This window comes from Marinobacter flavimaris, from assembly GCF_002933295.1.
Classification (GTDB): Bacteria; Pseudomonadota; Gammaproteobacteria; order Pseudomonadales; family Oleiphilaceae; genus Marinobacter; species Marinobacter flavimaris.
This window is the reverse complement of sequence record NZ_PSSW01000003.1, coordinates 102,968-128,416: the sequence shown is the minus strand read 5'-3', so window position 1 is coordinate 128,416 and position 25,449 is coordinate 102,968. Positions and strand designations below refer to the sequence as shown.

Below are 25,449 nucleotides of genomic sequence, written 5' to 3'. Positions count from 1 at the left end.
CTATCCTGCAGCATGAATGTCCGGAGGTGCAGGCGTCTTACGACGCCTCGCTGAGCCCTTCCTGCATGATTTCGTCCACACTTTTTGCCAGCAGAGCAGCCCCTTTCTTGAGGTCTTCCTCGCTGGTTGTAAGCGGCATCAGGCACTTGATGACTTCATCATTCGGACCACTGGTCTCGATGATCAGGCCGTGCTCGAAGGCACGTTTGGTGATCGGGCCTGTGATGTCTGCGTGTTTTGCTTCAATACCACGCATCAAACCGCGCCCCTTCATTTTGAACTGACCGGGGTACTTGTCGCAAATCGACTGAAGGGCATCGCCCAGCACCTTGGTCTTGGCCTTCACCTCATTGGCAAAGGCATCGTCTTTCCAGTAGTTCTCGACAGCAGCGCGGGCAGTGATAAACGCCATGTTGTTGCCGCGGAAGGTACCGTTGTGCTCGCCCGGATCCCACACGTCCAGCTCCGGCTTGAACAGTACCAGGGCCATCGGCAGGCCATAGCCGCTGAGGGACTTGGAAACCGTTACGATGTCCGGCTTGATACCGGCAAATTCAAAGCTGAAGAACTCGCCGGTGCGGCCATTGCCCGCCTGGATATCATCCAGGATCAGCAGAATATCGTGCTTCTTGCACAGCTCCGACAGACCTTTCAGCCATTCCGCGCGACAGGCGTTCAGACCGCCTTCGCCCTGAACCGCTTCGACGATTACCGCCGCTGGCAGTTCAAAACCGGAGGAACCATCGCTCAGCAGTTTATCCATGATCGCCAGGGTATCGACATCGTCGCCCAGGTAGCCGTCATAGAACATGAAGTCGACATTGCCCAGGGGCGTGCCAACACCGCCGCGGTGATGCTTGTTACCCGTAGTGGCAACCGCGCCCATGGTCACGCCGTGGAAACCGTTGGTAAAGGAAATAATGCCGCTGCGGCCTTTCACCTTACGGGCCAGCTTCAGGGCCGCTTCCACACAGTTGGTGCCGGTGGGACCGGTGAACTGCATTTTGTAGTCCAGACCACGGGGATCCAGGATGTGCTTCTTGTAGGATTCCATGAAGTCGTGCTTGGCCGTGGTAAACATATCAAGGCCCTGGCTCACGCCGTCTGCCTCGATGTACTCAAGCAAAGCCTTCTTCAGGGTGTCGTTGTTGTGGCCGTAGTTCAGGGACCCGGCGCCGGCGAGAAAATCCAGGTATTCCTTGCCATCTTCAGTGTACAGGTGCGCGTTCTTGGCACGGTTGAAGATAACCGGAAACGCACGGCTGTATACACGTACTTCGGATTCAGTCGACTTGAAAATTTCCATCGTCTTGCCTCTTAGCATGTCAGGTTCGAGGTAGATGCGCGGTGGCTTATCAAAAACTGCTGATGGGGTAGCGATAGGCCTACCGTGCGTTGATTAAAGCCCTGTGACAGACCTACCTCAGTGGTCCGCCGGCTAATTCAAATCACAGCTTTACAGTCGTTCACAGCGCCGCAATCTTGTTGCAGGGCTGATCCAGGACCGCGGCCCTCAGGCTGGCTTCGTGAAAGGCCCTATGCGCAGCAAGAATTCGGAATCGTGCTTGCCGCCAAAGTGGGTCTCTTTCTCGAAATGCTCGTGGTAGGTGAGCTCGGCTCCCATATCACGGGCGAATGAACGGAACAGCGCCCATGAGGCCTCGTTGTCCTCGGTGATGGTTGTCTCCATATGGGTGACGTTCTTGCACGCATCACGGCCAACGATTTCTTTCAGCATCCGCTTGGCCAGGCCCTGTCCACGACCTTTCTCATGCACGGCCACCTGCCAGACAAACACGGTTTCGGGCTGTTGGGGAGGGATGTATCCGGAGATAAAGCCGACCAGATCGCCGTCCTTCTCCGCGGCCACGCCGGTTTCGGCAAAGTGGCTGCACTGCAACAGGTTGCAGTAAATCGAGTTGGGGTCCAGCGGCGGGCACTCTGCCACCAGCTGGTGGAGCCTGAAGCCATCATCTTTCACCGGTGTGCGAAGCGTGATGGCGGTGGTATTCGATCCTTCTGATGTCATAACGAGATCAATTCGTGGCAAAAAGTTAGTGTTGAATTATATAGACCACAAAATATATTTCAAGTCAGGCCGAAAGGCCGCATACGGCGGGGCTCAGCCATCTATTTCAGAATAGACTGCTTTGGTCCATCCGCCAGTAACAGAATGGTTAAATTATGGAAGGGAAAACCACATCATCGGCACTCAGTGAGGTGCCAGTCAGAATCCGGTTCCGATAGGAGATGGCGGCGGGCGAGCCGGCCGGCCATAACCGGTCAAACTCCGGCAACCAGGCCTCAAGGGGGAAGGACACCGGCAGCAGAGAGACATGCAGCCCATGCCGCTCAATTCCGGCAACAGGCTCAATGACGGGGCTGGACAGACCAATCCGGGTGATCAGCCCACGCGGGTCTGATTGCAGATTCCCCATGCCTGCGGAGCCATTGTTCACCACCACCCGACTCTGCTCACCCACCAACCCCGACCAGAGCACCGGCAGGCACGTGTGGGTTGAGGCAATGACATCGGCCCCCGACGCCAGGAACCATTGCGAGAGCTTGCCATCGTTACCCTCGACAAAAGCTTCGTGAGCCAACCCCCATCCGGCCAGGGACTCCAGATCCCCGTGCACCACCAAAACCTTTAGGCCTCCAAAGATCAGGCATCGATACCGCGGCAGCAAGGACAAGCGACGCTGGATATCCGGATGTTCCCCGGCAATCCCCTGAAGCCGCTCCATGATAAGGTTCGACCGCTCCACTACGCCCTGATCGACAAAATCCGGGTAGGCGCAACCGCATCCGGCACCGGCACTGGGATTCGCCAGCTCGAAATCCACATTCCCGAGACTGACCGTGTGATCCAACACCCGGTTATTGATGGTTCGGAACAGGCGATCGCTGGCGTTGAACCAGTTGAAGTCACCATTGAACACCAGCTTCACCCGGTGCCCCTGACGCTCCTCCGCCAGCGCCATCTGCTCGATTTCATCGAGGGCCCAGGGATTCCCGTAAAGCCCTCCAATGATATACAGCACGTCCTCGGAAACCGTGCGGGGATCCTCGCAAAGCGATTCGGCAGAGTACCGGTACGCCAACGGACAGCTGCGGCCTTCGCTCATCGGCTCAGGCCTCCCCCGCCGCCAGTGACCGTCCGGCAAGACGACGAAGCACTAAAGGCGTAAAGAAGCCAGCCGTGCAGATCAGGAAGCCATAGGCGTTCACGCCCAGCAACATGGCGTATTTGCCATCGCCAATGGCCCAGCTTGCTGGAATCAGCCCAACCGCAAGCAAGACCCCGAGCCCCAGGCCGGTCCAGAAACTCAGATGGAAACTCCACGGCGACCACTTGGTGAAACCGTAGAACAGGAACACCGGCGCCAGCCCCATGACCATCGTCCCGGAGATGGTGGTGGCCTTGAGGATATCGGTGCCGGCGAACATCGGCAGGTTGCCCAGGAAGGCAAAGATCACCATCACGACCGCACCCACCCGCATGCTCGGCAGCTTGTCAGAGGCACGTTGCGCCAGCCTGGGCAGATCTACCGCCAGCGACTTGGCCAGCGACGTGAAAGTGGAATCCAGGGTGGACCCCGCCGACGTCATCATGACCACGCTCATGAAGAACAACGCTGCCAGGCCCAGAGACTGGCCCACGGCAGCAGGCGCGTTGCCCATGGCCTCAATGCCGTTAAGACGGGCGTGAACACCCACCAGACTGAAGATAAACACCGCCACGAAGCCCAGTAGCCCGGCCACCACAAAGCTCTTCAGCATGGTCTTTTCCTTGTTCACAAAGCCCCGGTCGGTCAGCACCGGATCGTGGAACGGATAACTGAACAGCTGCAGCAAAGCCACCAACAGCAGGTCAAAACCGGCGTTGAGCCGGAACTCACCATTGGTCAGCAAGGCGCTGGTATCGTTGGCCGGAATGATCAGGAACAGCACCGCTCCCACAAAGAACACAAACACGAAAGCCTGAATCACATCGGTGAAAATCGAAGACCGCAGCCCACCCTTCAGGCTGTAGGCCAGAGTAAACACCGTAAACAGCATCGCCGCCGCGTAATACTCCCACTCACCGGGCAACCCGAAATAACCGCCCACCACCGCCGTATTACTCCAGACTTCGTTATAAAGCCGGATCAGAATCGCCGCCGCAAACGCCAGACTGGCCAGCCGGCCAAAGCGGGAGGTCAGAAAATCCTGCAGACTCCGCGCCCCGGTCTGGGTTCGGATCAGGTAAATCACATACCCCGCCACAGGAATCGACAGCCAGTAACTGGCATAGGCCAGACCGCCCACCACGCCATAAGCCGCACCCAGGTTCGCCGCATTGGTCACCGACTTGGCAAAGATCCAGCTGATAAAAATACTGGCCGTAAGCGACCACTGCCCCACCGGGTTACCCTGGTCATCGGCGCCTTTATAAAAAGAATTCGCGTTCTTGCTCCTGGGCGACAGCCAATACATCACCACGCCGTAGACCAGCAGGAATCCCCAGAACAGGGAGGCCTCTGTGAAGTTCATGTTTTCTTACCTTGTTCTTTGTCGTTTAATCCGGGGTTTTTCCCGGGTTTCTGGTTTGGGTGCCTTTCGGGACAGGCCGGTAGGGATTTCAAAAAAACGCCCGTGAACCCATCCATGGGGGGCTTGGTCGCGCCGTCCATGGCGCTCCACATTTTTTGAAATCCCTACCGGCCTGCCCCTTGTTCAACTTCCGTTCTGGTTTCCCCGGCGAAGGAGATAGCCAACAACCGAATAGCAAAGCCGTACCCGCGGTCTGGGTGGTGAGGTTATTTTCCCGCCAGGAAAAAGATGTCTGAGCGAAGCGAGTTGTTTTTCCCAAGGGAAAATAACGTCACCTCCCAGGCCGCCAATGACCAGCAATCAGTCCTGAGCGGCCCTACACCAGAATCAAGCCGGCGCCGAACAACTAGCCCCAAAGCGGTAACAGGAAAAACACCGGTGATGCCGCAACATAATGCGCTCATCCATACTCTCGGTCAGCGTCCCCCCCAGTTCATACTGCGGGTCATCGTCCACCAAAGTGCAGGCATACACCCGAACCTCATCGCCCTTCTTCACCAGCATCCGGGTATAGGTGCACATGAAATGAGAGCGAGCCTCCTTGGTCGGATACTTCTCCATGCAGGTCTCGGTAATCTCCGGGCTGCCGTCTTCCGAGCCTGGCGTACCCAGATCCGGAAATGCGGTGAATGCCAGGTTCTCCGGAATGCCCCACTCCCGGAAGATGTCACGGAACGCGGCTTCGACATCTGCCGGAATTTCCTCCGGATCGGTCTGGCGGGCAATGGACACCTTGAAGCCCTGATCGACCAGCCAGCGGATGCCCTGCAAGGCCTCATCAAAGCTGCCGTCACCGCGGTCCTTGTCGTGACGGGCCCTGTCCGGGAAGTCCAGGCTGACCCGGAAATGAATCGGGTAGGGGTTATCCAGCAAAGGCAGCACCTGATGCTGTCGCTTGTGCAGCGGCTCGGTGGCGTTGGTCAGCACGAAGCAGGGCCGGTGCTGGCTGGCGTAATTCAGAATATTGACGAAGTCCCGGATCACGAAGGGCTCACCACCGGTGAAGGAAAACTGCTCCACCCCCATGTCGATGGCTTCGTGGATAAACGGCTTCACGTCACTGAGCTTCATGCCCGGAATGCGGCCATCGCCGGGGTGCGAACCTTCCAGGCAAAACGGACACGCCAGATTGCAGGCGGTGCCGGTGTGGATCCAGAGCTCTTTGAGCTTGTCTGCATCGATGTAACCCCGGGGGTCGCCGTTGCGAGTGTGGGTCCAGCTATCACGGGCCCGGGGTTCCAGGACTTCAACGGCCGGAATTCGATTTTTCCGGGCCGGTCTGGCTTCAGTCAGGGGCATAGATGCTCCTCGGTGTATTCGTGTTTTTCCCACGGCGCCAGCCGTGCAGTTTCTCCAGCAGCTTCAGAATGCCTTCAGGGGCATGAGCGCGCTTCCATTCGCCGGCAGCGTATTTCGCCGACTCGTTCCAGGTCGGGTACGGGTGAATGGTGCCCAGGATCTTGTTCAGGCCCAGGCCATGCTTCATGGCCAGGGTGAATTCGGCCAGGATTTCCCCGGCGTGGCTGCCAACCACCACGGCGCCCAGGATCTTGTCCTTGCCCGGCGGGGTCAGCACCTTGATAAAACCATGATCCTCACTCTCGGCAATGGCACGATCCAGATCATCCAGCCCGTAGCGGGTCACTTCGTAGGCCACGCCCTGCGCGGTTGCCTCGGCTTCACTGAGTCCCACCCGCGCCACTTCCGGCGAGGTAAAGGTCACCCAGGGCATTACGCGGTAGTCTACCTTGAAGCGCTTGAACTGCCCGAACAGACCGTTGACCGCCGCGTACCAGGCCTGATGGGCCGCCGCGTGGGTGAACTGGTATGGACCAGCCACATCGCCGCAGGCAAATACGTTCGGGTACCTCAGGCTCATGTCTTCCTCTACCGGTACGGTTCCGTTCGGCAGGGTATCCACACCAATCCGCTCCAGGTTCAGGCCGGCGGTGTTGGCTGCACGGCCAACAGCAACCAGAACCTGGTCGAAAGGAATGCGCACCCGCTCACCCTCGTGCTCGCAGTAGGCAACTTTCTCTCCTTCCTCCATACGGAACTCGGCAGCAGCATGTTTCAGGCGGACATCCACGCCGTCTGCCTGGAACTGCTTCAGAACCAGTTCAGAGACATCCTCATCTTCCTTGGCCAGCAAGCGCTCGCCCATCTCCACCTGGGTCACCTTGCTGCCCAGTCGGGCAAAGGCATGGGCCAGCTCCGAACCGATCGGGCCACCGCCCAACACCAGCAAGCGCTCGGGCTGCTCCTGCAGTTCCCACAGGTTATCCGAGGTTAGCGGCTCCATGTCCTTCAGGCCGGGAATCGGTGGTACCGCCGGCTTGCCGCCGGTGGCCACCACAATGCTGCGGGCGGTCAGGCGTTCGGTGCGGCCGTCATTGTGCCGGACCTCTAGCTCCCAGGGCGACACGAAGCTGGCTTCGCCGGCAATGCAGTCCACACCCAGCTTGCGGTATCGCTCCGGCGAATCGTGGGGCTCCACTTTCGCGATCACATCCTTGACCCGGTTCATGATGTTCTTGAACGAGCCTTTAACGGGCACCGATTCCAGCCCGTACCGGTTGGCATGGCGCAGGGTGTCCGCCGCCTTGGCGCTGCGGATAAGCGCTTTGGAGGGCACGCAGCCGGTATTCAGGCAGTCGCCACCCATCTTGTGCTTCTCTATAAGAGCCACCTTGGCTTTCACGGCTGCGGCAATGTAGGCCGAGACCAGACCGGCAGAGCCACCGCCTATGACCAGAAGGTTGTAATCGAAATGTTCGGGCTTCTGCCAGCCGGCGTACACTTTGCGGCGGCGGATAAAGCCCACCACAAATTTGGCAATCAGCGGGAACAGACCCAGCAGCGCGAAGGAGAGCAGTAGATCGGCCGAGACGATGTCGCCGGTGGACTGGATCTGGCCCAACTGGGTACCCGCATTCACATAAACAAAGGTGCCGGGCAACATGGCGATCCAGCTTACCAGCGCATAGGTGCGCAGCTTCATGGCCGTCAGGCCCATGGCCAGGTTGATCAGGAAGAAGGGAAATACCGGCACAAGCCGCAGGGTTGCAAGGTAGAAGGCGCCGTCTTTTTCAATGCCGCGATCCATCTTCGCCACGGTTTCGCCATACCGTTTTCGAAGCGTGTCTCGCATCAGGAACCGCGCCACCAGGAAAGCAAGCGACGCACCGATAGTTGAAGCAACGGAGACGGCTGCCAGACCGTAGAGATTGCCGAAAAACGCACCACCAGCCAGAGTCATGATGGTAGCGCCTGGCAGAGAAAGCGCTGTTACCACGACATAAACAACAACGAAGCCCAGCACCGCAACCAACAGATTATGATCGATCCAGTTACCGAGGGACTGTTGGTTTTGCTTCAGGTTCTCGAGAGTCAGAAGCTCGCTACCACCACTGGCAATAAACCCGACAACCACAGCCGCAATCAACGCGACCAGAATCCATTTCTTGAGTGTCATGAAATAATCCTTTCTACCTTGAACGTGATAACGAAGAGACACCCCAATCCCGGAAGTGTTACATCAAACCTTGGGCTCAGTGTTCGTTACCGGCTTACCGTTGTTGTACGTCGTTCGGCAACGCATTGTGTCAACGATTGCTCATGAATATCTAACAATTTGATTACACCGCCTACCGAATACGCCGGGAACTTATCGACCGATTTCCAAACTTACTGCTATTCTTGAACAATTGCTCATAAAAGGAACGGTCATGACTGACTCAAGTCGGGAAAAGGAGATAGAACTGATTCAGGGCTTGAAAACGGGTGATAATGACTCTTTTCAGGAAGCAGTACGTGCCTACACCCCCGGCATGTTAGCAGTCGCCCGGTTCTATCTGGATCATTCCAGTGCAGAAGAAGCCGTTCAGGATTGCTGGGTTAAAGTTATTGATGCGATCCATGGCTTTGAAGGTCGTTCAGGTTTAAAAACCTGGTTGCACCGGGTTGTTGCCAACCGTTGCAAGAATCAGCTTCGATCGGCCAACAGGGAAGTCCCAACAGACTTTTCGGACATCCTGGAGCCAGAACTGGCCCATCGTTTTAACGCCAAAGGACGCTGGGAGTTGCCACCCAAACTTCAATTCCATGAATCCGCCGACACCCTGATGGAGAACGGCGCCCTCAGCGATTGCCTCGACAAACACCTCTCCTCCCTTCCGGAAACCCAGCGCTCGGCGCTGATGCTCTACGAAGCCCACCAGCATAAATCCGATGACGTCTGTAACATTCTTGACGTCAGTGCCTCTAATCTTCGTGTTCTTTTGCATCGAGCGAGGCAAAAGATCTTTCTGATGGTGGAGAATTTCCAGGAGACCGGCGAATGCTGATGTGCAGGGATCTCGCGGTAATTGCCAGCGACTATATTGATGGCGAGCTGCCTGTTCTCCAGAACATGTCAGTCAAAATGCACCTGATGATGTGCAAGGACTGCCGGACCTTTATCGGCAATCTGCGGGCAAGCACCGACATGTTAAAAGCACATTCCTCTGGCGAGGCAGACGAGGAGCTTATCCGCAAGATTGACGAACGGGTGGCCGAGGCGCTAAAAGAGGGTCCCCGCGATTCCACAAACCGAGGCCCGAAATGATCAAAGTCAGTGTGATGTATCCGAAAACCGCAGAAAGCACCTTTGACCTTGCCTACTACCGAGACACGCACATGGCGTTGGTCCGCGACAGGCTGGGCGATGCCTGCAAGCGCACAGCCATCGAATCCGGGTTGGCCGGCGGCGCCCCGGGAGAGGGCCCCACTTACATTGCCATGGGCCACATGTATTTTGACTCTGTTGCCGATTTCCAGACCGCCTTCGGCCCCCATGCCAAGGAAATTCTTGGCGACATCCCGAACTTCACCAACGTTCAGCCAACGGTCCAGATCAGCGACGTTATCGAATAATCCTTCAGGTCGGACTCACAAACCGGACATCAAGGATCTCCCATGGTCAGCAATCTCCCTCCCGAAAGAAAAGGCGCCATCACCGCTGCTCTGGCAGGCGGCTGGGTCGCAGACGCAGCCAGCCTGGGTTTGCACTGGCTCTACAACAGCGAGCGCATTCTGGAGGTGGGTGGACAGTCGCCCGAATTCCTGCCTCCACGAGCCGAGTACTACACAAAGGGATTCGGTTACTTCGCTCACGAGGGGAAACAGGTTGGCGATGTGAGTCACTACGGCGCAGCCACCGGCGTGCTGACCGACAGCTTACTGGCCACCAACGGCAATCTGGACATCCGCGATTACCAGCGCCGGTTTCGTTCGTTCTTTGGGCCCGGTGGCCAGTGGCGGGGATTCATCGATAACCCGACACGGATCACGCTGGAGAATTTCAATGCGATCGAGCGCAAGGCGGTCGAGGAGGCGCAGTCCGGCATGCCGGATGATCTTTCCGACAAACAGAAGCGGATTCTGGTGCAGAAGGTCATGCCCTACACCCGCCGTCTGAGCGGCAGCGCGCTTGCGCAGCCGGTGCGGGAGGCCATCAGCCTGACGTACAAGGAAAAGGCCATTCAGGACGCCGGCGTTCATCTGGCGGAAACCATCGACCGCAATCTGGTACCGGCGAGTGGCGCCGACGACATGCAGTTGCCTGCGGTGTCCAAGCTGCCGCCACTCGTTGCCGCCCATAGCGGAAGCACAAACCTCCTGGACGTTGTTGAAGCAGCCGTGCGGGTTACCAATCACAACGACGAGGCCGTTGCCTGGGCAAAGTGTGCAGCGGTGCTTCTGGACGGGCTATTCAGGGGCGAGCCTCTTGCCAAGGCAATGAATTCGGCCATCGACGAAGCACCCGATCAGGCGTCCCTCAAACGGGCACTTGAGAGCTCGGAACTGAACGGCGTTGCTGCCGGTGACACGTTTGGCCGCACCTGTTACCTGCAGGAAGCCATGCCGGTCAGCTTTCACATTCTGAACACGGCCCGGAGCTACACCGAAGCCATCCGCGCCAACATTCATTGTGGTGGTGACTCCTGCGGTCGAGCCTGGCTGATTGGCCCGGCCATGGCCGCCATGCACGGTGTTGGCGGTGAGAACGGCATTCCTCTGAGCTGGCTCGCCAGGGTAACGGATGCTGCGACCGTCTATCAGGATATCGAGTCGCTTGTGGGAAATTGAGAATCTGCAGCGGGCATCAGACCCTTCCATCCAGCTGCAGCCAGCGAGCCAGACGGGAATGTGGGCGATGCCGCAGGTAAAGGGGCAACGTGCTCATGACCAGCAATACCGTAGCTGCCGCTATAACGGTCAGGGTGGGGTTAAGCTCGAGGGTATGCCCCAACCCGGCAAACACAAAGGTCATGGGTAACATTCCAATAACCGTTGCCAAGGCGTAACGCCAAAGGTGTATCGCCGTCACTCCGGCGGCATAGCTGATCAGGGCGAAGGAGAACACCGGGATTAACCGGGTGAGGAGGACTGCAATAAACAGGAACCGCTGTGACCCTCTGGCCGAGAATACCGGGTTGTTTTCGAGCTTCTGCTGAACAGCATCGCGACCAAGCACTCGCGCCAGATAAAAGGCAATCAGCGAACCCGCCAGTGCACCGGCTACCGCGATTGCCGTTCCGTTGAACATTCCGTAAACCAGGCCGGACGCCGCACTGATCGGCAACGTGGGTATTGGCCCGACCACGACAGCAAGAACCATCAGGAGCATCAGTAATACCGGCCCAAGAGTCCCATGACTGGCAAACCAGTCGGACAGCACCGTTGGTGCAAAGCTGGCAGGCATGCCCAGTTGCCGCAGCAGAAGCCAGATCATGGCCATCAAAAACGCGACAATGGCAAGAAAGGAGAGACGGAAAACCAGCGGCGATCGGGTCATCCGGCTATTCTACCCGCTCATCAGGTAACAGGAAGCACAGCCGGTGCCTCGATAAAATAAAAAGGGCCGGATGTCTTACCAACATCCGGCCCTTGGGCACGCTCTCTCAAGCGTAATCTGCGATCAATTTCGTGATACTTCGATTAACGCCAGCCCACACGGTCGAAGATCTTCACCGCTTCCGGATTGTTGGTGCCCAGTACGCTCACATTGATGTCATCAATGTTCAGGTTGCCCCAGGAATCCAGCACCGGATTCTTCAGTACACCGTCTACCGCCGGGAACTCGTGATTGCTCTCAGCGAAGATCTGCTGGGCGGTATCGGAGGACAGGAACTCCAGGAACCGGACAGCGTTGTCGCGGTTAGGCGCGGTAGCCACCACACCCGCACCACCGATGTTGGCGTGAACACCACGGCCATCCTGGTTCGGGAAGATAATGCCAACCTCCCGGGCCACTTCACGGTCTGCAACATCATCAGAGTTCAGCAGGCGCGCGTAGTAGTAATGGTTGCCAACCGCCAGGTTGCATTCACCGGCAGCCACAGCACGGATCTGATCGGTGTCGCCACCCTGGGGATCACGGGCCATGTTATTGACTACGCCCTGCGCCCACTCCTCAGCGCCTTCTTCGCCGTGGTACTCAACGAGGCTGGCCAGCAATGACTGGTTGTAGATGTTGCTGGAGGACCGGATGCAGATCTCGCCCTTGAATTCCGGCTTGGCCAGGTCCTCGTACTGACTGATCCGGGAAGGATCAAAGTCTGAACGATCGTAGTAGATCACGCGCAGACGCTGACTGAAGCCGAACCAATGCCCTTCCGGATGACGCAGGGAATCCGGCAGACGGCTGTTCAGAACTTCCGAATCCACCGGCTGGAAGATGCCTTCCTGGTCGGCTCGCCAGAGGTTACCCGCGTCAACGGTAATCAGGATATCGGCCGGGCTGGCGACACCTTCTCGCTGGATTCGCTGGATCAACGCATCGGACTTCCCCTCAATCAGGTTGACCTTGATGCCGGTCTCCTCGGTGAAGGCGTTATAAATTGCCTGGTCCGAATCGTAGTGCCGCGCAGAGTACAGGTTGACTTCACTCGCGGAGACACTCGTTGCTGCCAGTGTTGTTGCCAGGGCAGCGGCTGCCAACTTCGCTTTATGAGATACCACGGGATCTCTCCTTGGTTGCTAATTACTATTGCAGGTGAAAACGATTAGTATTTAGATGCGATTTAAACGAACCCGGGAATAGAAGTCAATAAATAGGAATCAGTCGCTTTTACGTATTCAATACACAATCAGACGCAACAAGCTTACAATTGCACCTCCACTGGAGTTTGAACCGGGAGGCTGGATCGGCACCATGAGCATTTATCAGGAAAGCCCAACCTACAGCGACCAACTCGAGAACGGCCTGTCGGGCCCGTCATTGATGCTTGACCGCGTGCATTGCCAATTCCATGGCGATAGCGTTGTCAAAGACATCAACCTGCATCTGGAAGCAGGCGAGGTTGTCTGCCTCCTCGGCCCTTCTGGCTGCGGCAAAACAACGCTGCTGCGTATCGCTGCAGGCCTCCAGACGCCGTCCCGCGGCAAAGTCTTTCTCGGCAGCTCCCTGGTTTCGGCACCCGGTGGCGTGCAGGTACCCCCGGAAAAGCGGAATGTGGGCCTGGCATTCCAGGAATCTGCACTCTTCCCCCATCTGACGGTGCTGGAGAACGTCTGCTTCGGCATCAGCTCCATGCCGAAAAAGCAGCAACGTACGCGCGCACTCGAACTGTTGGGGCGCCTGGGCATGGCCGATGCCGCCAATGTTTACCCACATACCCTCTCAGGTGGTCAGCAGCAGCGGGTAGCCCTGGCCAGGGCCCTTGCTCCGTCGCCACGGGTCATGCTGCTGGACGAACCATTCTCCAGCCTCGACGCCCGGCTGCGCGACCAGATTCGGGACGATACACTGCATGTGCTGAAAGAGCTGAACACGGCCACTCTTCTGGTTACTCATGACCCGGAGGAAGCCATGTTCATGGCAGATCGGATCGCACTGATGCGAGACGGAGAGATCGTGCAAACGGGAACTCCTACAGACCTTTACTGCAATCCTGCCGAGCCGTTCGTGGTCAACTTTTTCGGGCAGGTGAACGAACATCGCGGCGTTGTCCACAACGGCGTGGTGACAACGCCATTGGGCCACCTGGAAGCTAAAGGTTTTGAGGACGGCAGCAGCGCTAGAATTCTGATCCGTCCGGAGGCGGTCAAAGTCAGGCAACTTGAAGGACAGGCCGGTGATGACCGCACCAGCCATGTTCTGATGTCCCGACTGCTCGGCCCGACCAGTCTGTTGCATATTTGTGCTCACGGGCCGGACGGGCAGGAAATGCACCTGCATGCAAAAGTGCCCGGGGTGTTTCTGCCGGAAGAGGGACAGGCTGTCTCGCTTGAGCTGGATATGTCGCAGGTTTTTCTGTTCGCCGAGTAAACCGTGGCTACCCCGTTTTACTTCCCGGGCGGGACCGACGCATCGCCAGGCTCAGAATGACCACGGGAATGATCCCGACCACAACAATGGCGAGGGAGGACATGGCCGACTCGGCCAATCGCTCGTCAGAGGCCAGGCTGTAGGCACGGACCGCCAGGGTATCGAAGTTGAACGGCCGGAGTATGATGGTCGCCGGCAACTCCTTCATCACGTCCACAAACACCAGTATACCGGCCGCCAGCAGGCTACTGCGCATGATCGGCGTATGAACCTTGCGCAAGGTACCACCGGCGGTTTGACCGAGGGTTCGCGCAGCTGCGTCCATTGAGGGCGTAACCTTCCCCAGACTGGCCTCAACCGTATTGAAGGAGACGGCCAGGAATCTCACCGTGTAGGCGTAGATCAGGACAAAAGCGCTGCCACTGAGTACCAGACCCACCATGAAACCAAAGTTGTCACGAAGAAAGAGATTGAGCTTCTGATCCAGCCAGGCCAGCGGAATCATGATGCCCACGGCAATGACAGACCCTGGGATGGCATAGCCCATGGCCGCAATCCGGTTCGCACTCCGGACCCAGGAGCTGGGATTCAGCCGTGCGCCGTAACTCAGCATTACAGCAAGCGTAACGGCAACCAGCGCCGCGCTTGAGGCGAGTATCAGACTGTTGAACGCGAATTCCAGAAAACGCGTCCCGAAAAGGCTGTCGCCGGTCGTAATCGCCATTTCCAGCAGAATCAGGGCCGGAACAATAAAACCAATAAGAACAGGCAGGAAACACACTGCAAAGGCGAGCGCAGCCTGACCTGAATTCAGCGAATACTCGGGCAATGCCTGGTACCGTGCCGAGGTATGGTATTGCTTGCCACCGCGGGAAACGCGTTCCAGAACAACAACAAGAACCACGAACACCAGCAGGCAGGCTGCGAGCTGAGCCGCTGCAACCGGCTCACCCAGGCCAAACCAGGTCCGGTAGATTCCGGTGGTGAAGGTATCGACGCCAAAGAACTGGACTGCCCCGAACTCGTTCAGTGTTTCCATCAGGACCAGCGAAACGCCGCCGATGATCCCAGGACGGGACAGCGGCAGAGCAATGCGTTTGAACATACGCCATGGCCCCAGGCCCAGAGTGCGGCCAACATCAAGTGCACTTACCGACTGCTCCATGAACGACGCCCGGGCAAGCAGGTACACGTAGGGGTAGAGCACCATGGTAATCAGCAGGGCAGCACCGCCCAGGGACCGGATATCCGGAAAGTAATAGTCGCCAAACTCCCAGCCGAACCAGTCGCGCAAGGCGCTTTGTAGTGGCCCCGCAAACTGCAGGAAATCCGTGTAAGCATAGGCAATAACGTAGGTTGGCACCGCCAGCGGCAGCAGAAGGGCCCACTCGAACAGCCGCCTGCCGGGAAACCGGCACATAACCACCAGCCAGGCGCAGGCAGTGCCAATCAGGGTGGTTCCTACAGCCACAGAGACACTGAGCACCACGGTGTTACTGAGGTATCTTCCAAGAACCGTGCTGACAAGGTGTTGCCAGACTTCACCGGACGGGAAAAACACATGGGCAAGGATGACCAGCACTGGCATCGCAACCAGCAGGGCGATCACGAGGGTGCTGACCGTCCAGGCATTGAAACGACGCGCGCGATGACTGGCGGCGCCGGTTCCGGGGCCAGCGCCAGCAAAACCGCTTGTCTGTGATGTCGTATGTTCAGCCATAAAGCCTATGAAGGGCTGGTAGGGACACGGAGTATAAGGGATACGATGGCGTTATGAAAAATAGCCACCCTGAAGGAGGGATATTGAAGCCTCGATCGGCCTGAGCGAGTGCCAGGGTGGGCGACCGAGGTCGCCGCACACCTCTGCTCAGCTGACGAGCCGGTTGACCTGCTCCACGAACGCTGTGGGCAGGGCATCAATCACCGGCCGGGCGTCTCCGCAAACATCCGGATGCGGGGCGTCAGGCTCTCTGGCCAGAACATTGGGGTTTTCCGACCAATGCAGCAGCTCCAGTGTGCCGTTCTCCTGCTCCACCAGCGCCGTGCAGTGTTCTACCCAATCGCCGTCATTGCAGTAAAGACCATCTTCGCTGCGCAGGAAGCCGGCGGAGTGGATGTGGCCGCAGATAAAACCGTCGTAGTTGCCCTTTTCCGCGACCGTCAGCGCCGCCAGTTCAAACCGCCGGATGAACGTGCGCGCCTTGCCGATTCTGCTCTTTACCCAGGCTGCCAGCGACCAGTAAGGCTTGCCCTTGAGCCGGCGCCAGGCGTTGAACCAGCGGTTCAGGCGGAGCAAGATACCGTGGGCACGGTCACCGACCAGAAGCATCAGCGGGCTGCAACGCACCACCTGGTCAAACTGGTCGCCGTGGCAGACCATGAAGCGTCGACCATCTGCGGTGGTGTGTATGGCCTTGTAGCGCAGCTCAATACCGGCAATGGTCTGGCCGCAGAACCGGCCCAGGAAATCGTCGTGGTTACCGGGCACATAGACCACCCGCGTTCCACTGGCAGCCAGCTCAATGAGTTTGTGAATGACGGCCCGATGGGAATCCGGGAAGTGAACCCGTCGCTGCATCGCAATCAGGTCGATGATATCGCCCACCAGATACAGAGTTTCGCAGCGGACCTGGTTCAGGAAATCCAGCAGATACTCGGCCTGGCAGTCAGCCGTGCCCAGGTGCACATCGGAAATGAAAACGCTCCGGTAGCTCCGCATCTTGCCTCCCGTCTTTCAACCATTCCGGATGCTGACACCTTGGCAAGACCGGGTGACGGGGACATGACAACAACAAGACACTTCTGTGACGTTCAGAAAGGAATCAGGGGGAGGGAACGATGGCTATCCGGTAACCGATTGGGTTACCGGAATATCACTGCTCGGTGTCTGAATCCGTTAGCGCAGGTCCGGATTCAGGGTGTAGGTACCCGTCACCCGGGCGCTGGCCAGTACGTGGCCTGCCATGGCTTCGCGCACATCGTTACCATCGAACTCGCCATCCAGGGCAAGGGTATCCACATCCAGTGCATGCACCTCGAAGTGGTAGTGATGGATGATCTCATCGTTCCAGGGCGGACAGGGACCATCGTACCCGGCGTAGGTGCCGTTCATGTCGGGATTGCCCGCCAGGAACTGGGTGTAATTGTTCACGCCGCGGATACCGATGGGACCGGGCCCCGGCTCCTTGCCCTTGGGAATCACGCCATCGCTGTCTTCGCCTTCCGGAATCCGGGTGGTGCCGGCAGGCACATCCACCAGCAGCCAGTGGAAAAAATCGACCCTCGGGATGTCCCTGGAAACCGTCTTGCCTTCCTGGTTTACATCATCCGCAACGCTGGGCACGTCCGGATCAAACATCATCACCACGAAGCTTTTCGTGCCCTCGGGCGCACCGTCCCAGACAACTTCGGGGTTCCGGTTGGGACCGAAGCTCATGTGGTCATCTTCGCTGTATACCCCGAATGCGAATTTCTCGGGAATCGGCTGGCCTTCTTCGATGCCTTCAACCTGCAGTTTCACGGCGTTGCCTCCTGTCGTTTTTAGCCTTGGGCTCATTGACTGTGTCTGGGACAGTCTCATTCTGTGATAATACGTTTTTAACACAAAATCGATTGAACTGACCACGGAGCCCCGATGAGCCAACAGAAGCCCGGCAAGCCGCAACAACCCGCGAACCAGAAAGACGAGGATGCGGTTGCCTTCGCCCAGGGTATTTTCGAACTGGCCCGCAACGGCGGTGCCGGACCTCTGAGCGTGATGCTTGATGCCGGCGTCCCGGTGAACATGCGCACCAGCGAGGGCGAGACCCTGCTGATCCTCGCCAGCAAGCACGGCCACCCGGAAACGGTACGCCTGCTGCTGGAAAAAGGCGCCGATCGCGAAGCGAAGGACAGCAACGGCAATACCGCTCTGTCGCTGGCAAAAACCGACAGCGTAAAGCGCCTGTTCGAAGAATCCGGCCGGTAAGCCGGCATGTTCAACAAAGGCGAGATTATCCACCACACCCGGGATGCCCTGGGCAGCATTCTGGTGGTCGATTACCGCAAACACCGGGTGCTTACCTTCAATTCGGTGTTCGAGCAAAGCAAGATTGATCGCCGATTTCCCTATCTGCCAGTCCATGAGTACAACCGGGCCATGATGCTGCCGGCGGTCTTTGCCAACCCTCGCCACGTCACCATTCTGGGTCTGGGCGGCGGCGTGATGGCGGGCGCTTTTCACCATCTTTATCCCGAGTGTCGGATACACGCCGTCGAACTGCGCCAGGCGGTACTGGACACTGCCAGGGAATTTTTTGATCTGCCCGGCAGTGAGCGCCTTGAGGTAACCATTGCCGATGCCCGGGATGCCCTGGAAAAGCTGCCTGAGGCGAGCACGGATATGATTCTGGCCGATCTGTACAACGCAGACCGGATGAGCCCTGCACAGGCCCAGAAACAGTTTGTGGATGAGTGCACCCGGGTGCTCACGGCGGACGGCTGGCTGGTGCTGAATTACCACCGGACCCCGGATGTCCAGGGGGCTTACTTCCGGCGGCTCAAGAGGCACTTTGCGGTGCTTCTTGGCTTTCGAAGCAAAAGTAACAACACCGTGGTTTATGCCAGCAAACAGCACTTCCAGTCTGTGCACCCGAAGGACCCGGTGCTGGAGGAACTGGAGAACCGGCTACCAATAGACTGGCGTCGATTGATGGCGAAAGTCAGCCGGATGGAGTGAGCTGGAAAATCGTCCCGGACTTGATCTGCGTCCTTGATGATTATTGGGGATGATCCATAGTTACTGGTATGGAATCCACTATGTTCGAAAGGAGTGCTGACCATGAGCGAGGAAGACTATAAAAAGCTGCATCCGGTACTGAGCGAGGTCACCAAGACCTACGTCGATCTGTATACCAACCGGCCGAATGAGGAAAACCGCGAAAAGCTGATAAAGCTTGAGGCCCTGCTGCACGAGAAGCTGGAAACCATTCAGAAAGCCAAGAACGAGCAGTAACAGGGCCCGACTGAGCCGGGCCCCTGGACACGATCAGGTCCATTTTTCTCCGGGGCTCTGATAGTCCCGGAAGGCCCTGTGCAGGCGATCAGGTTGGTCAGTCCGGATCAGCATGTCCATGTATTGCTGCTGCAAAAAACCGGCACGTTCCATGTTCTCCGCCATTGCCAGCAAAGGGTCAAAAAACCCGTTGACGTTGTAGATGGCACACGGCTTCTGGTGCAACCCCAACTGGCCCCACGTCCAGGCCTCAAACAGTTCTTCCAGTGTGCCAATCCCGCCTGGCAGCGCAACGAAACCGTCAGCCAGATCCGCCATCAGGGCCTTGCGCTCGTGCATGTTTTTGACCACATGCAGCTCGGTCAGGCCGGAGTGGGCCAGCTCCCGGTCCCGCAGATGCTCGGGGATGACCCCGTGGACCCGGCCGCCCGCGGCCAGGACCGCATCCGCCACAACACCCATCAGGCCGACGTGCCCGCCACCGAACACCAGCTCAATGCCATTTCGACCGAAGTAATCACCTAACTCCCGGGCCTTGTCCGCGTAAAGCGGATCATTTCCGGACCGGGAGCCGCAATAAACCGCGACCTTCATTCACCGTCACCAATCTTGTCCTGGGTTTGGGTCTCGAAATCACTGGCGTCGTGACGCTCGTGCAGCTGGCTGCTCGGCTCACCCCAGGCCCGGTTGACCATGCGGCCACGCCTGACCGCCGGGCGCTGGGCGATCTCATCCGCCCAGCGAATGACGTTGGTATAGGTGTGGGCTTCCAGGAACTCGGCCGCGTCATACACCTTGTTTTTCACCAGGGCGCCGTACCAGGGCCAGATCGCCATATCGGCGATGGTGTATTCATCGCCCGCGATGTAGCGGTTATTGGCCAGCTGCCGGTCGAGCACATCCAGCTGACGCTTGACTTCCATGGTGTAGCGGTTGATCGGGTACTCGTAGTATTCCGGCGCGTAGGCGTAGAAATGACCGAAGCCGCCACCGAGCATGGGCGCACTGCCCATCTGCCAGAACAGCCAGTTCATGGTCTCCGCGCGTCCGGCGATGTCACTGGGCAGGAACGCCCCGAATTTTTCCGCCAGGTAAAGCAGGATGGACCCGGATTCGAACAGGCGGATGGACGGGGTGACACTGTGGTCCACCATGGCCGGGATCTTGGAGTTGGGGTTCACTTCCACAAACCCGCTGCCAAACTGATCGCCCTCGGTAATCCTGACGAGCCACGCATCGTACTCGGCGTCCTTGATACCCAGCTCCAGCAGCTCCTCCAGCATCACCGTTACTTTCACGCCGTTGGGCGTCGCCAGCGAATAAAGCTGCAACGGATGCTTGCCAACCGGTAGCGCCTTGTCGTGGGTCGGACCGGCGATCGGGCGATTGATACTGGCAAACCGACCTCCGCTCTCAGAGTCCCATTTCCAGACTTTGGGTGGCGTGTAGGTAGCGTCGGTCATGGCATTTCTCCTCACAAAGTAGCATTCAGCTGGCTCCGAGGTCGCATTGAGCCCGGGGCCGAAAACTCTAGCATGGAAGTTCAAACAAAAAGAACCACAGGAGTACCCCATGGCAGGGCGCATCGTGCTCCTTCTTGCCTGTCTGTTTTTAGTGCCCCCGGTTCACGCCGAGCTGTCAGACAGCAAGCGGGCGCTGATTCAGGAGCTGTTTCCCTCGGCAACGGTCATTGAAGACAAGCTGCCCGATTTTCCCGTGTACCCGGTGTATCAACTCCAGGAACTGCTTGGCTATGCCTACGAAACCGCAGACCATAGCCGCCTACAGGGCTTTGCCGGCAAACCGATCAGCATGCTGATCGGCCTCGACAGCAAAGGGCGTTTCACCGGCATCAAGGTGCTGAATCACCACGAGCCGGTTTTTCTCCATGGCCTGGGCGAAAGCCCCCTGTTCGACTTTGTAGACCAATACGAAGGGCATTCGTTACAAGAGCAGATTATTGTCAGCACCTCCAACTCCAGCCGTTCCGGACGAACCAGCGACGGCAACGTGGTGCACTTTGACGGTGTCAGCAAGGCCACGGTTTCGGTCCTGATCATCAACGACACCGTGCTCTCTTCAGCCCTCAAGGTGGCCCGCAAGAAACTCGAGGGCTTTGCCCAGAGCGCACCCACACGGGCGAAACCGGATTTCTACCAGCCCATGTCCTGGCAGCAACTGGTGGATCGCGGTTACATCGGACACTGGCAGATTGCTGCCGAATCCATCGAGGCCGAGCTGGGCCGGCCTCTTTCAGACTACCCCATGGACATCGAACCCGCAGACGGCGAACCTTTTACCGAGCTTTTCTTCGCCTACATCAATTCGCCCATGGTGGGACGAAACCTGCTTGGAGACGATGGCTATCAGCGCCTCATGCAACGGCTGGATGACGGCGCACAGGTTCTGGCCGTCATGTCCCGGGGCGCCTTTCCCCACGTTTCCCGAGAGTTCGTGCCCGGCAGCTCTCCGGACCGTGTTGGGCTCACCCAGAACAACCTTGCCGTGGAAATGCGCGACCTCAACCTGCTGGACCAGAATCTCGATTTCCGGGCGGCCGGCATTCCGTCATTCGATGCCGGAAACCTGTTCCGCGTGGGCGGTAACGCCGGCTTCAACCCCGGGGCGGAAGCCAATCTGAAGCTCAATGTCGAACTGGCCCGCAATCACCTGATGGTGGACCGCACGTCCCTGAATATCCCGGTTCGCTTCAACGAAGAACTGTTCGAAACCGTCGAGGTTGCTCCCAACCCGGAGGACACCCGTGAACCGGTCTGGATCGGCCTTTGGAAAGAACGTTGGTGGCAGATTTCACTGCTGGTAATCGGCCTGACCGTTCTGACCGTGTTCTTCGCCCGCCAGAAAACCCTGAGCCGCAACCCGAAGCTGGTACACCGGTTCCGCTGGGGATTTCTGTTCTTCACCCTGTTCTTTATCGGCTTCTACGCCCAGGGCCAGCTTTCGGTGGTTAACATCTACACCCTGTTCCTGGCGATCTGGGACGGTTTCTCTCTCAATGTGTTCCTGCTGGATCCGATCATCTTTATTCTCTGGGTGTACACATTCATAACCCTGTTCATCTGGGGCCGTGGCCTTTTCTGTGGCTGGCTCTGCCCGTTTGGCGCCCTGCAGGAAATGGCCGCCTGGCTTGGCGAAAAACTGAAATTCCGCCAGATCAAGGTGCCCGAGCACTGGCACCGGCGAATGATTCTGCTCAAATACCCGATTCTGCTCACTCTGGTGGGCACGGCCTTTTATTCCCTGACCATTGCCGAGAAGCTGGCGGAAGTGGAGCCTTTTAAAACCAGTATCACCCTGTTTTTCGTTCGCTCCTGGCCGTTTGTGCTCTACGCCGTTGGCCTGCTGGTTATCGGCATGTTCATCCACAAATTCTACTGCCGCTACCTGTGCCCACTTGGCGCCGGCCTCGCAGTGCTTGGCCGGCTCCGACTGTTCAGCTGGCTGGACCGGGTCGAGTTATGCGGCAACCCCTGCCAGCACTGCAAGAATGAGTGCGGTATCAATGCCATTCGCAAGGATGGCCGGATCGATTACGACGAATGCATTCAGTGCCTGGAATGCGTCGTTATTCTCGAAGACGACACCCGGTGCGTCGACAAGCGGCTCGAGACCAAAAAGCGATCAAGACAGGCGAACATACTGGCAACGGACGCGGGCTGACCCGTCCCGTTGCCGCGAAGCCCGGATTACTGCTTCTTCTGCCATTCAAACTTCTTGAACGGCTCATCAACGGGCGTCTCCGCAATGTGGTTGACGTAGTTACTCATGACTTTCTGGGACAACACCAGAATCACTTCCAGTACCTGGCGGTGCTGGTAGCCCGCTTCATAAAACGCGTCCAGATCCTCTTTGCTGACATTGCCGTGTTTTCGCATGACCGCGAGAGTGAAGGTTCTGAGCGCCTCGAGCTTGTCGCTCGGCAGCGGCGTTTCGTTCCGCAGTGCATTGGTAATGTCGTCAGACACGTCCATCATTTTGGCAATTCCGGTATGGGCCGGGACGCAGTAATGACAGGCGTTTTCCACGTTGATGGTCTGCCAGACGACGGCCTTTTCATCATTATCAAAGCTGCTGTCCAGCACGAGTTGATGCAGTTGCTGGTAACCCTCAAGGATGCCCGGCGCCTCCGCCATGACCGCATGCAAGCCAGGAATCAGGCCGAACGCCTTGAGCGAGTTGTCCAGCAATGGTCTGGATTTCTCCGGCGCCGTGTCTTTGTCGTGAAGGGGGAAATCTGTCATTGCCAACTCCTTTATTGAATGATTGCTCAATTACTACTTCAGGCTAACTGTTATTGAGCGGTCATTCAAGATATAATTGAGCGGTCATTCAAATCACTACGATGGTGAATTGTTGTTATGGCCAGACACGCACGCTATGACCGAAAAACCGCTCTGGAAAAGGCCGTTGGCCTGTTCTGGGAGAAGGGCTATCACGGCAGCTCCATGAAGCAGATCGAGCAGGCCCTCGATATGCGGCCGGGCAGCATCTACGCCACGTTTGGCAGCAAGGACGGTCTGTTTTCAGAAGCACTGGCTGCCTATGCGGAACAGGGCGGCCGGGAGTTGGCCATTCACCTCAAGGGTTTTGATTCCATTGTTGACGGCCTTCAGGACTATCTGCGCGGCATCGCCTGCGGTTGCGGCGACGGAAGCGCGGCACCTTCACGAGCCTGCATGATCGTGAAAACACTGCTGGAATCCAGCAATACGCATTCGGCCCTGGCGGACCAGGCCAACAGCATTCTTGCTGCGATCGAGGGATCTCTTGCAGACCTGGTAGAGCAGGCTCGGGTGAAAGGGGAGCTGGCGCAATCCGTAGACAGCCGTCGACTTGCCCGGCTCCTGCAGGCGCAGATCATGGGCCTGAGGTCCATGGGTGAACGCAATCTGGATCCGCAAGCCATGAAAGACCTTGGTGACGATATGGCCGCCATCCTGGACGGGTATCGCACCCAGCATTAGACCCGCTGTTCCTTCTGCAGCTGCGGCGAGCGCGCCATCCACAGGTTCGCGAGCGCCAGGCCGGAAGGAAACAGCACTTCCGTAGAATTGTACCCACAGGTCCGGGCGCGTTAACATTATTGCCCGGCTCAGGCCCCGCCCTGTTTCCCGATCGAATTCCGGCTTCTCGTCTGGTTCCGAGTGAGGACAGCCAAGCATTCTCGCCTGAAGAGTCCTTGGCTCTCTTCACTTACAGGTCTGATTGGTATGGATAACCTTCATCACATTGTTGTGGTCGGCGGTGGCGCCGGCGGTCTCGAACTTGTTACCAGCCTCGGGAACAAACTGGGTAGAAAGGGAAAAGCCAGAATCACGCTGGTGGATTCCGGTCTGACCCACGTCTGGAAACCCCTGCTGCACGAAGTTGCCTCCGGTTCCCTGGATGCCAGCGCGAACGAGATCAACTACCGCGCCCATGCCCGCAAACACCATTACGAATTCCAGCTCGGCCGCATGAGCGGACTGGACCGCGATAGCAAGAAAGTGGTCATAGCCCCGTTCCACGATGTCGACGGTACAGAGGTCGTTCCCGAACGCCATATCCCCTACGACACACTGGTGATTGCCGTGGGCAGCACCGCCAACGACTTTGGCACGCCCGGCGCCCAGGACAACTGCCTGTTCCTGGACAGCCTCAAACAGGCCCGGCGCTTCCACAACCTGATGCTCAACGCCTTTCTGCGCAAGAATCACGAGGCGTTGCAGGGGGCTGAGCATACCCTGAATATCAGCATCATCGGCGCGGGTGCCACCGGTGTGGAACTGGCAGCAGAATTGCGACTGGCGTCCCGCGAGCTGCCGGTGTACGGCATGAACCACCTTCAGCCCTCGGACGTTTCCATTTCCGTGATCGAGGCCGCTGACCGCATTCTTCCCGCCCTGCCTGGCCGGCTGTCTGCGGCGGCCACCAGGGAGCTGGAACACCAGCGGGTGAAAGTACTGACCGGCCAGCCGGTGAGTGAGGTACGGCCCAGTACGGTCGTGATGAAAGACGGCACCGAATTACCCTCGGAAATGACCATCTGGGCAGCGGGCATCAAGGCCCCGGCCTTCCTGGCCGAGCTGGAAGGTCTGGAGGTGAACCGGAGCAATCAACTGGTGGTGGAACAGACCCTGCAAACCACCCAGGATGCCAATATCTTCGCCTTCGGCGACTGCGCTGCCTGTCCGCAACCGGATTCCGACCTGCCGGTTCCCCCCCGGGCCCAGGCTGCGCACCAGCAGGCAGACACCCTGTTCAAGACCCTCTGCAACCGCCTGGACAATGGCGAGGCGGTGCCCTTCGTCTACAACGACCACGGCTCGCTGATCAATTTCAGCCGCTACACCACCGTCGGCAATCTGATGGGCAACCTGTCCGGCCGCAGCATGTACATCGAGGGCAAGGTGGCCCGCATGTTCTACCTGTCCCTCTATCGGATGCATCAGGTAGCCCTGCACGGCATGTTCCGCACCGGGATTATCTGGCTGATGGATAAAATCAGCCGTGCCATGCAACCCCGACTCAAACTACACTAGAGATA

Annotated in this window: 25 protein-coding genes; 11 read left to right on the top strand and 14 right to left on the bottom strand. The window is 58.0% G+C overall.

The window, feature by feature from the left end; translation table 11 throughout:
• Window positions 1–37 precede the first annotated feature (37 nt).
• The 6 genes from ectB to MDHKLMBL_RS06625 all read right to left on the bottom strand — a co-directional run bounded on the left by ectB (window position 38) and on the right by MDHKLMBL_RS06625 (window position 8,071).
• Entirely contained in the window at window positions 38–1,306 is a 1,269-nt protein-coding gene (gene ectB / locus MDHKLMBL_RS06650) for a diaminobutyrate--2-oxoglutarate transaminase (RefSeq protein ID WP_008176887.1), read from the bottom strand.
• A 207-nt stretch (window positions 1,307–1,513) separates the two neighbouring features.
• Window positions 1,514–2,029, bottom strand: a complete 516-nt coding sequence (gene ectA / locus MDHKLMBL_RS06645; RefSeq protein WP_014578976.1) for a diaminobutyrate acetyltransferase — start codon at window positions 2,027–2,029, stop codon at window positions 1,514–1,516.
• 148 nt (window positions 2,030–2,177) lie between these two features.
• The gene (locus MDHKLMBL_RS06640; protein WP_104270412.1) at window positions 2,178–3,128 is read right to left on the bottom strand and encodes a metallophosphoesterase family protein; all 951 of its coding nucleotides are present in this window, start codon (window positions 3,126–3,128) and stop codon (window positions 2,178–2,180) included.
• Window positions 3,129–3,132: 4 nt separating this feature from the next.
• The gene (locus MDHKLMBL_RS06635; protein ID WP_014578974.1) at window positions 3,133–4,536 is read right to left on the bottom strand and encodes a sodium:solute symporter family transporter; all 1,404 of its coding nucleotides are present in this window, start codon (window positions 4,534–4,536) and stop codon (window positions 3,133–3,135) included.
• A 387-nt stretch (window positions 4,537–4,923) separates the two neighbouring features.
• Complete coding sequence (locus tag MDHKLMBL_RS06630; RefSeq protein WP_104270411.1) at window positions 4,924–5,895, bottom strand: radical SAM protein; 972 nt, start codon at window positions 5,893–5,895, stop codon at window positions 4,924–4,926.
• Complete coding sequence (locus MDHKLMBL_RS06625) at window positions 5,882–8,071, bottom strand: dihydrolipoyl dehydrogenase family protein (RefSeq protein WP_008176880.1); 2,190 nt, start codon at window positions 8,069–8,071, stop codon at window positions 5,882–5,884. The genes MDHKLMBL_RS06630 and MDHKLMBL_RS06625 overlap by 14 nt, the downstream gene beginning before the upstream one ends.
• 253 nt (window positions 8,072–8,324) lie before the next feature.
• On the opposite strand from MDHKLMBL_RS06625, the gene MDHKLMBL_RS06620 reads away from it, so the two are divergent.
• From MDHKLMBL_RS06620 to MDHKLMBL_RS06605, 4 genes are read left to right on the top strand one after another with little or no spacing between them, the layout of a single operon-like run.
• Complete coding sequence (locus tag MDHKLMBL_RS06620; RefSeq protein WP_008176878.1) at window positions 8,325–8,942, top strand: RNA polymerase sigma factor; 618 nt, start codon at window positions 8,325–8,327, stop codon at window positions 8,940–8,942.
• Complete coding sequence (locus tag MDHKLMBL_RS06615; RefSeq protein ID WP_008176876.1) at window positions 8,936–9,202, top strand: zf-HC2 domain-containing protein; 267 nt, start codon at window positions 8,936–8,938, stop codon at window positions 9,200–9,202. The genes MDHKLMBL_RS06620 and MDHKLMBL_RS06615 overlap by 7 nt, the downstream gene beginning before the upstream one ends.
• A complete protein-coding gene (locus tag MDHKLMBL_RS06610; RefSeq protein WP_008176874.1) occupies window positions 9,199–9,510 on the top strand; it encodes an EthD family reductase in 312 nt (103 codons plus the stop codon). The genes MDHKLMBL_RS06615 and MDHKLMBL_RS06610 overlap by 4 nt, the downstream gene beginning before the upstream one ends.
• A gap of 42 nt (window positions 9,511–9,552) precedes the next feature.
• Window positions 9,553–10,725: an ADP-ribosylglycohydrolase family protein gene (locus MDHKLMBL_RS06605; protein WP_008176872.1), complete on the top strand. Its 1,173-nt coding sequence runs from the start codon at window positions 9,553–9,555 to the stop codon at window positions 10,723–10,725.
• A 16-nt stretch (window positions 10,726–10,741) separates the two neighbouring features.
• Here the strand turns inward: MDHKLMBL_RS06605 and MDHKLMBL_RS06600 are convergent, their stop codons facing one another.
• Both MDHKLMBL_RS06600 and MDHKLMBL_RS06595 read right to left on the bottom strand, forming a co-directional pair.
• Complete coding sequence (locus MDHKLMBL_RS06600) at window positions 10,742–11,434, bottom strand: TVP38/TMEM64 family protein (RefSeq protein ID WP_104270410.1); 693 nt, start codon at window positions 11,432–11,434, stop codon at window positions 10,742–10,744.
• Window positions 11,435–11,577: 143 nt separating this feature from the next.
• Complete coding sequence (locus tag MDHKLMBL_RS06595; protein ID WP_008176867.1) at window positions 11,578–12,600, bottom strand: Fe(3+) ABC transporter substrate-binding protein; 1,023 nt, start codon at window positions 12,598–12,600, stop codon at window positions 11,578–11,580.
• Between the two features lie 193 nt (window positions 12,601–12,793).
• Here MDHKLMBL_RS06595 and MDHKLMBL_RS06590 point away from each other — a divergent pair, with 193 nt between their 5' ends.
• A complete protein-coding gene (locus MDHKLMBL_RS06590) occupies window positions 12,794–13,909 on the top strand; it encodes an ABC transporter ATP-binding protein (RefSeq protein WP_008176865.1) in 1,116 nt (371 codons plus the stop codon).
• 7 nt (window positions 13,910–13,916) lie between these two features.
• On the opposite strand, the gene MDHKLMBL_RS06585 is transcribed toward MDHKLMBL_RS06590, so the two are convergent.
• From MDHKLMBL_RS06585 to MDHKLMBL_RS06575, 3 genes are all read right to left on the bottom strand, one after another.
• A complete protein-coding gene (locus MDHKLMBL_RS06585; protein ID WP_104270409.1) occupies window positions 13,917–15,629 on the bottom strand; it encodes an ABC transporter permease in 1,713 nt (570 codons plus the stop codon).
• A gap of 147 nt (window positions 15,630–15,776) precedes the next feature.
• The gene (locus MDHKLMBL_RS06580; protein ID WP_104270408.1) at window positions 15,777–16,628 is read right to left on the bottom strand and encodes a UDP-2,3-diacylglucosamine diphosphatase; all 852 of its coding nucleotides are present in this window, start codon (window positions 16,626–16,628) and stop codon (window positions 15,777–15,779) included.
• A gap of 177 nt (window positions 16,629–16,805) precedes the next feature.
• A complete protein-coding gene (locus tag MDHKLMBL_RS06575) occupies window positions 16,806–17,429 on the bottom strand; it encodes a YbhB/YbcL family Raf kinase inhibitor-like protein (protein WP_008176858.1) in 624 nt (207 codons plus the stop codon).
• A 114-nt stretch (window positions 17,430–17,543) separates the two neighbouring features.
• Here MDHKLMBL_RS06575 and MDHKLMBL_RS06570 point away from each other — a divergent pair, with 114 nt between their 5' ends.
• The 3 genes from MDHKLMBL_RS06570 (at window position 17,544) to MDHKLMBL_RS06560 (ending at window position 18,902) form a co-directional block, all read left to right on the top strand.
• Complete coding sequence (locus tag MDHKLMBL_RS06570; protein ID WP_008176856.1) at window positions 17,544–17,876, top strand: ankyrin repeat domain-containing protein; 333 nt, start codon at window positions 17,544–17,546, stop codon at window positions 17,874–17,876.
• A 6-nt stretch (window positions 17,877–17,882) separates the two neighbouring features.
• Window positions 17,883–18,626: a spermidine synthase gene (locus MDHKLMBL_RS06565; RefSeq protein WP_104270407.1), complete on the top strand. Its 744-nt coding sequence runs from the start codon at window positions 17,883–17,885 to the stop codon at window positions 18,624–18,626.
• Between the two features lie 102 nt (window positions 18,627–18,728).
• A complete protein-coding gene (locus MDHKLMBL_RS06560) occupies window positions 18,729–18,902 on the top strand; it encodes a hypothetical protein (RefSeq protein WP_227510501.1) in 174 nt (57 codons plus the stop codon).
• 33 nt (window positions 18,903–18,935) lie between these two features.
• Here the strand turns inward: MDHKLMBL_RS06560 and MDHKLMBL_RS06555 are convergent, their stop codons facing one another.
• Together MDHKLMBL_RS06555 and yghU are read right to left on the bottom strand one after the other, a co-directional pair.
• Window positions 18,936–19,496, bottom strand: a complete 561-nt coding sequence (locus tag MDHKLMBL_RS06555; RefSeq protein WP_104270406.1) for an LOG family protein — start codon at window positions 19,494–19,496, stop codon at window positions 18,936–18,938.
• Window positions 19,493–20,365: a glutathione-dependent disulfide-bond oxidoreductase gene (yghU, locus tag MDHKLMBL_RS06550; protein WP_014578957.1), complete on the bottom strand. Its 873-nt coding sequence runs from the start codon at window positions 20,363–20,365 to the stop codon at window positions 19,493–19,495. The genes MDHKLMBL_RS06555 and yghU overlap by 4 nt, the downstream gene beginning before the upstream one ends.
• 109 nt (window positions 20,366–20,474) lie before the next feature.
• Here yghU and MDHKLMBL_RS06545 point away from each other — a divergent pair, with 109 nt between their 5' ends.
• Window positions 20,475–22,583, top strand: coding sequence for a NosR/NirI family protein (locus MDHKLMBL_RS06545; protein WP_104270405.1), 2,109 nt, complete (start codon window positions 20,475–20,477; stop codon window positions 22,581–22,583).
• A gap of 26 nt (window positions 22,584–22,609) precedes the next feature.
• On the opposite strand, the gene MDHKLMBL_RS06540 is transcribed toward MDHKLMBL_RS06545, so the two are convergent.
• Window positions 22,610–23,164, bottom strand: coding sequence for a carboxymuconolactone decarboxylase family protein (locus MDHKLMBL_RS06540; protein ID WP_104270404.1), 555 nt, complete (start codon window positions 23,162–23,164; stop codon window positions 22,610–22,612).
• Between the two features lie 117 nt (window positions 23,165–23,281).
• On the opposite strand from MDHKLMBL_RS06540, the gene MDHKLMBL_RS06535 reads away from it, so the two are divergent.
• The gene (locus MDHKLMBL_RS06535) at window positions 23,282–23,887 is read left to right on the top strand and encodes a TetR/AcrR family transcriptional regulator (RefSeq protein ID WP_104270403.1); all 606 of its coding nucleotides are present in this window, start codon (window positions 23,282–23,284) and stop codon (window positions 23,885–23,887) included.
• 246 nt (window positions 23,888–24,133) lie between these two features.
• Window positions 24,134–25,444, top strand: a complete 1,311-nt coding sequence (locus tag MDHKLMBL_RS06530) for an NAD(P)/FAD-dependent oxidoreductase (protein WP_008176838.1) — start codon at window positions 24,134–24,136, stop codon at window positions 25,442–25,444.
• Window positions 25,445–25,449 lie beyond the last annotated feature (5 nt).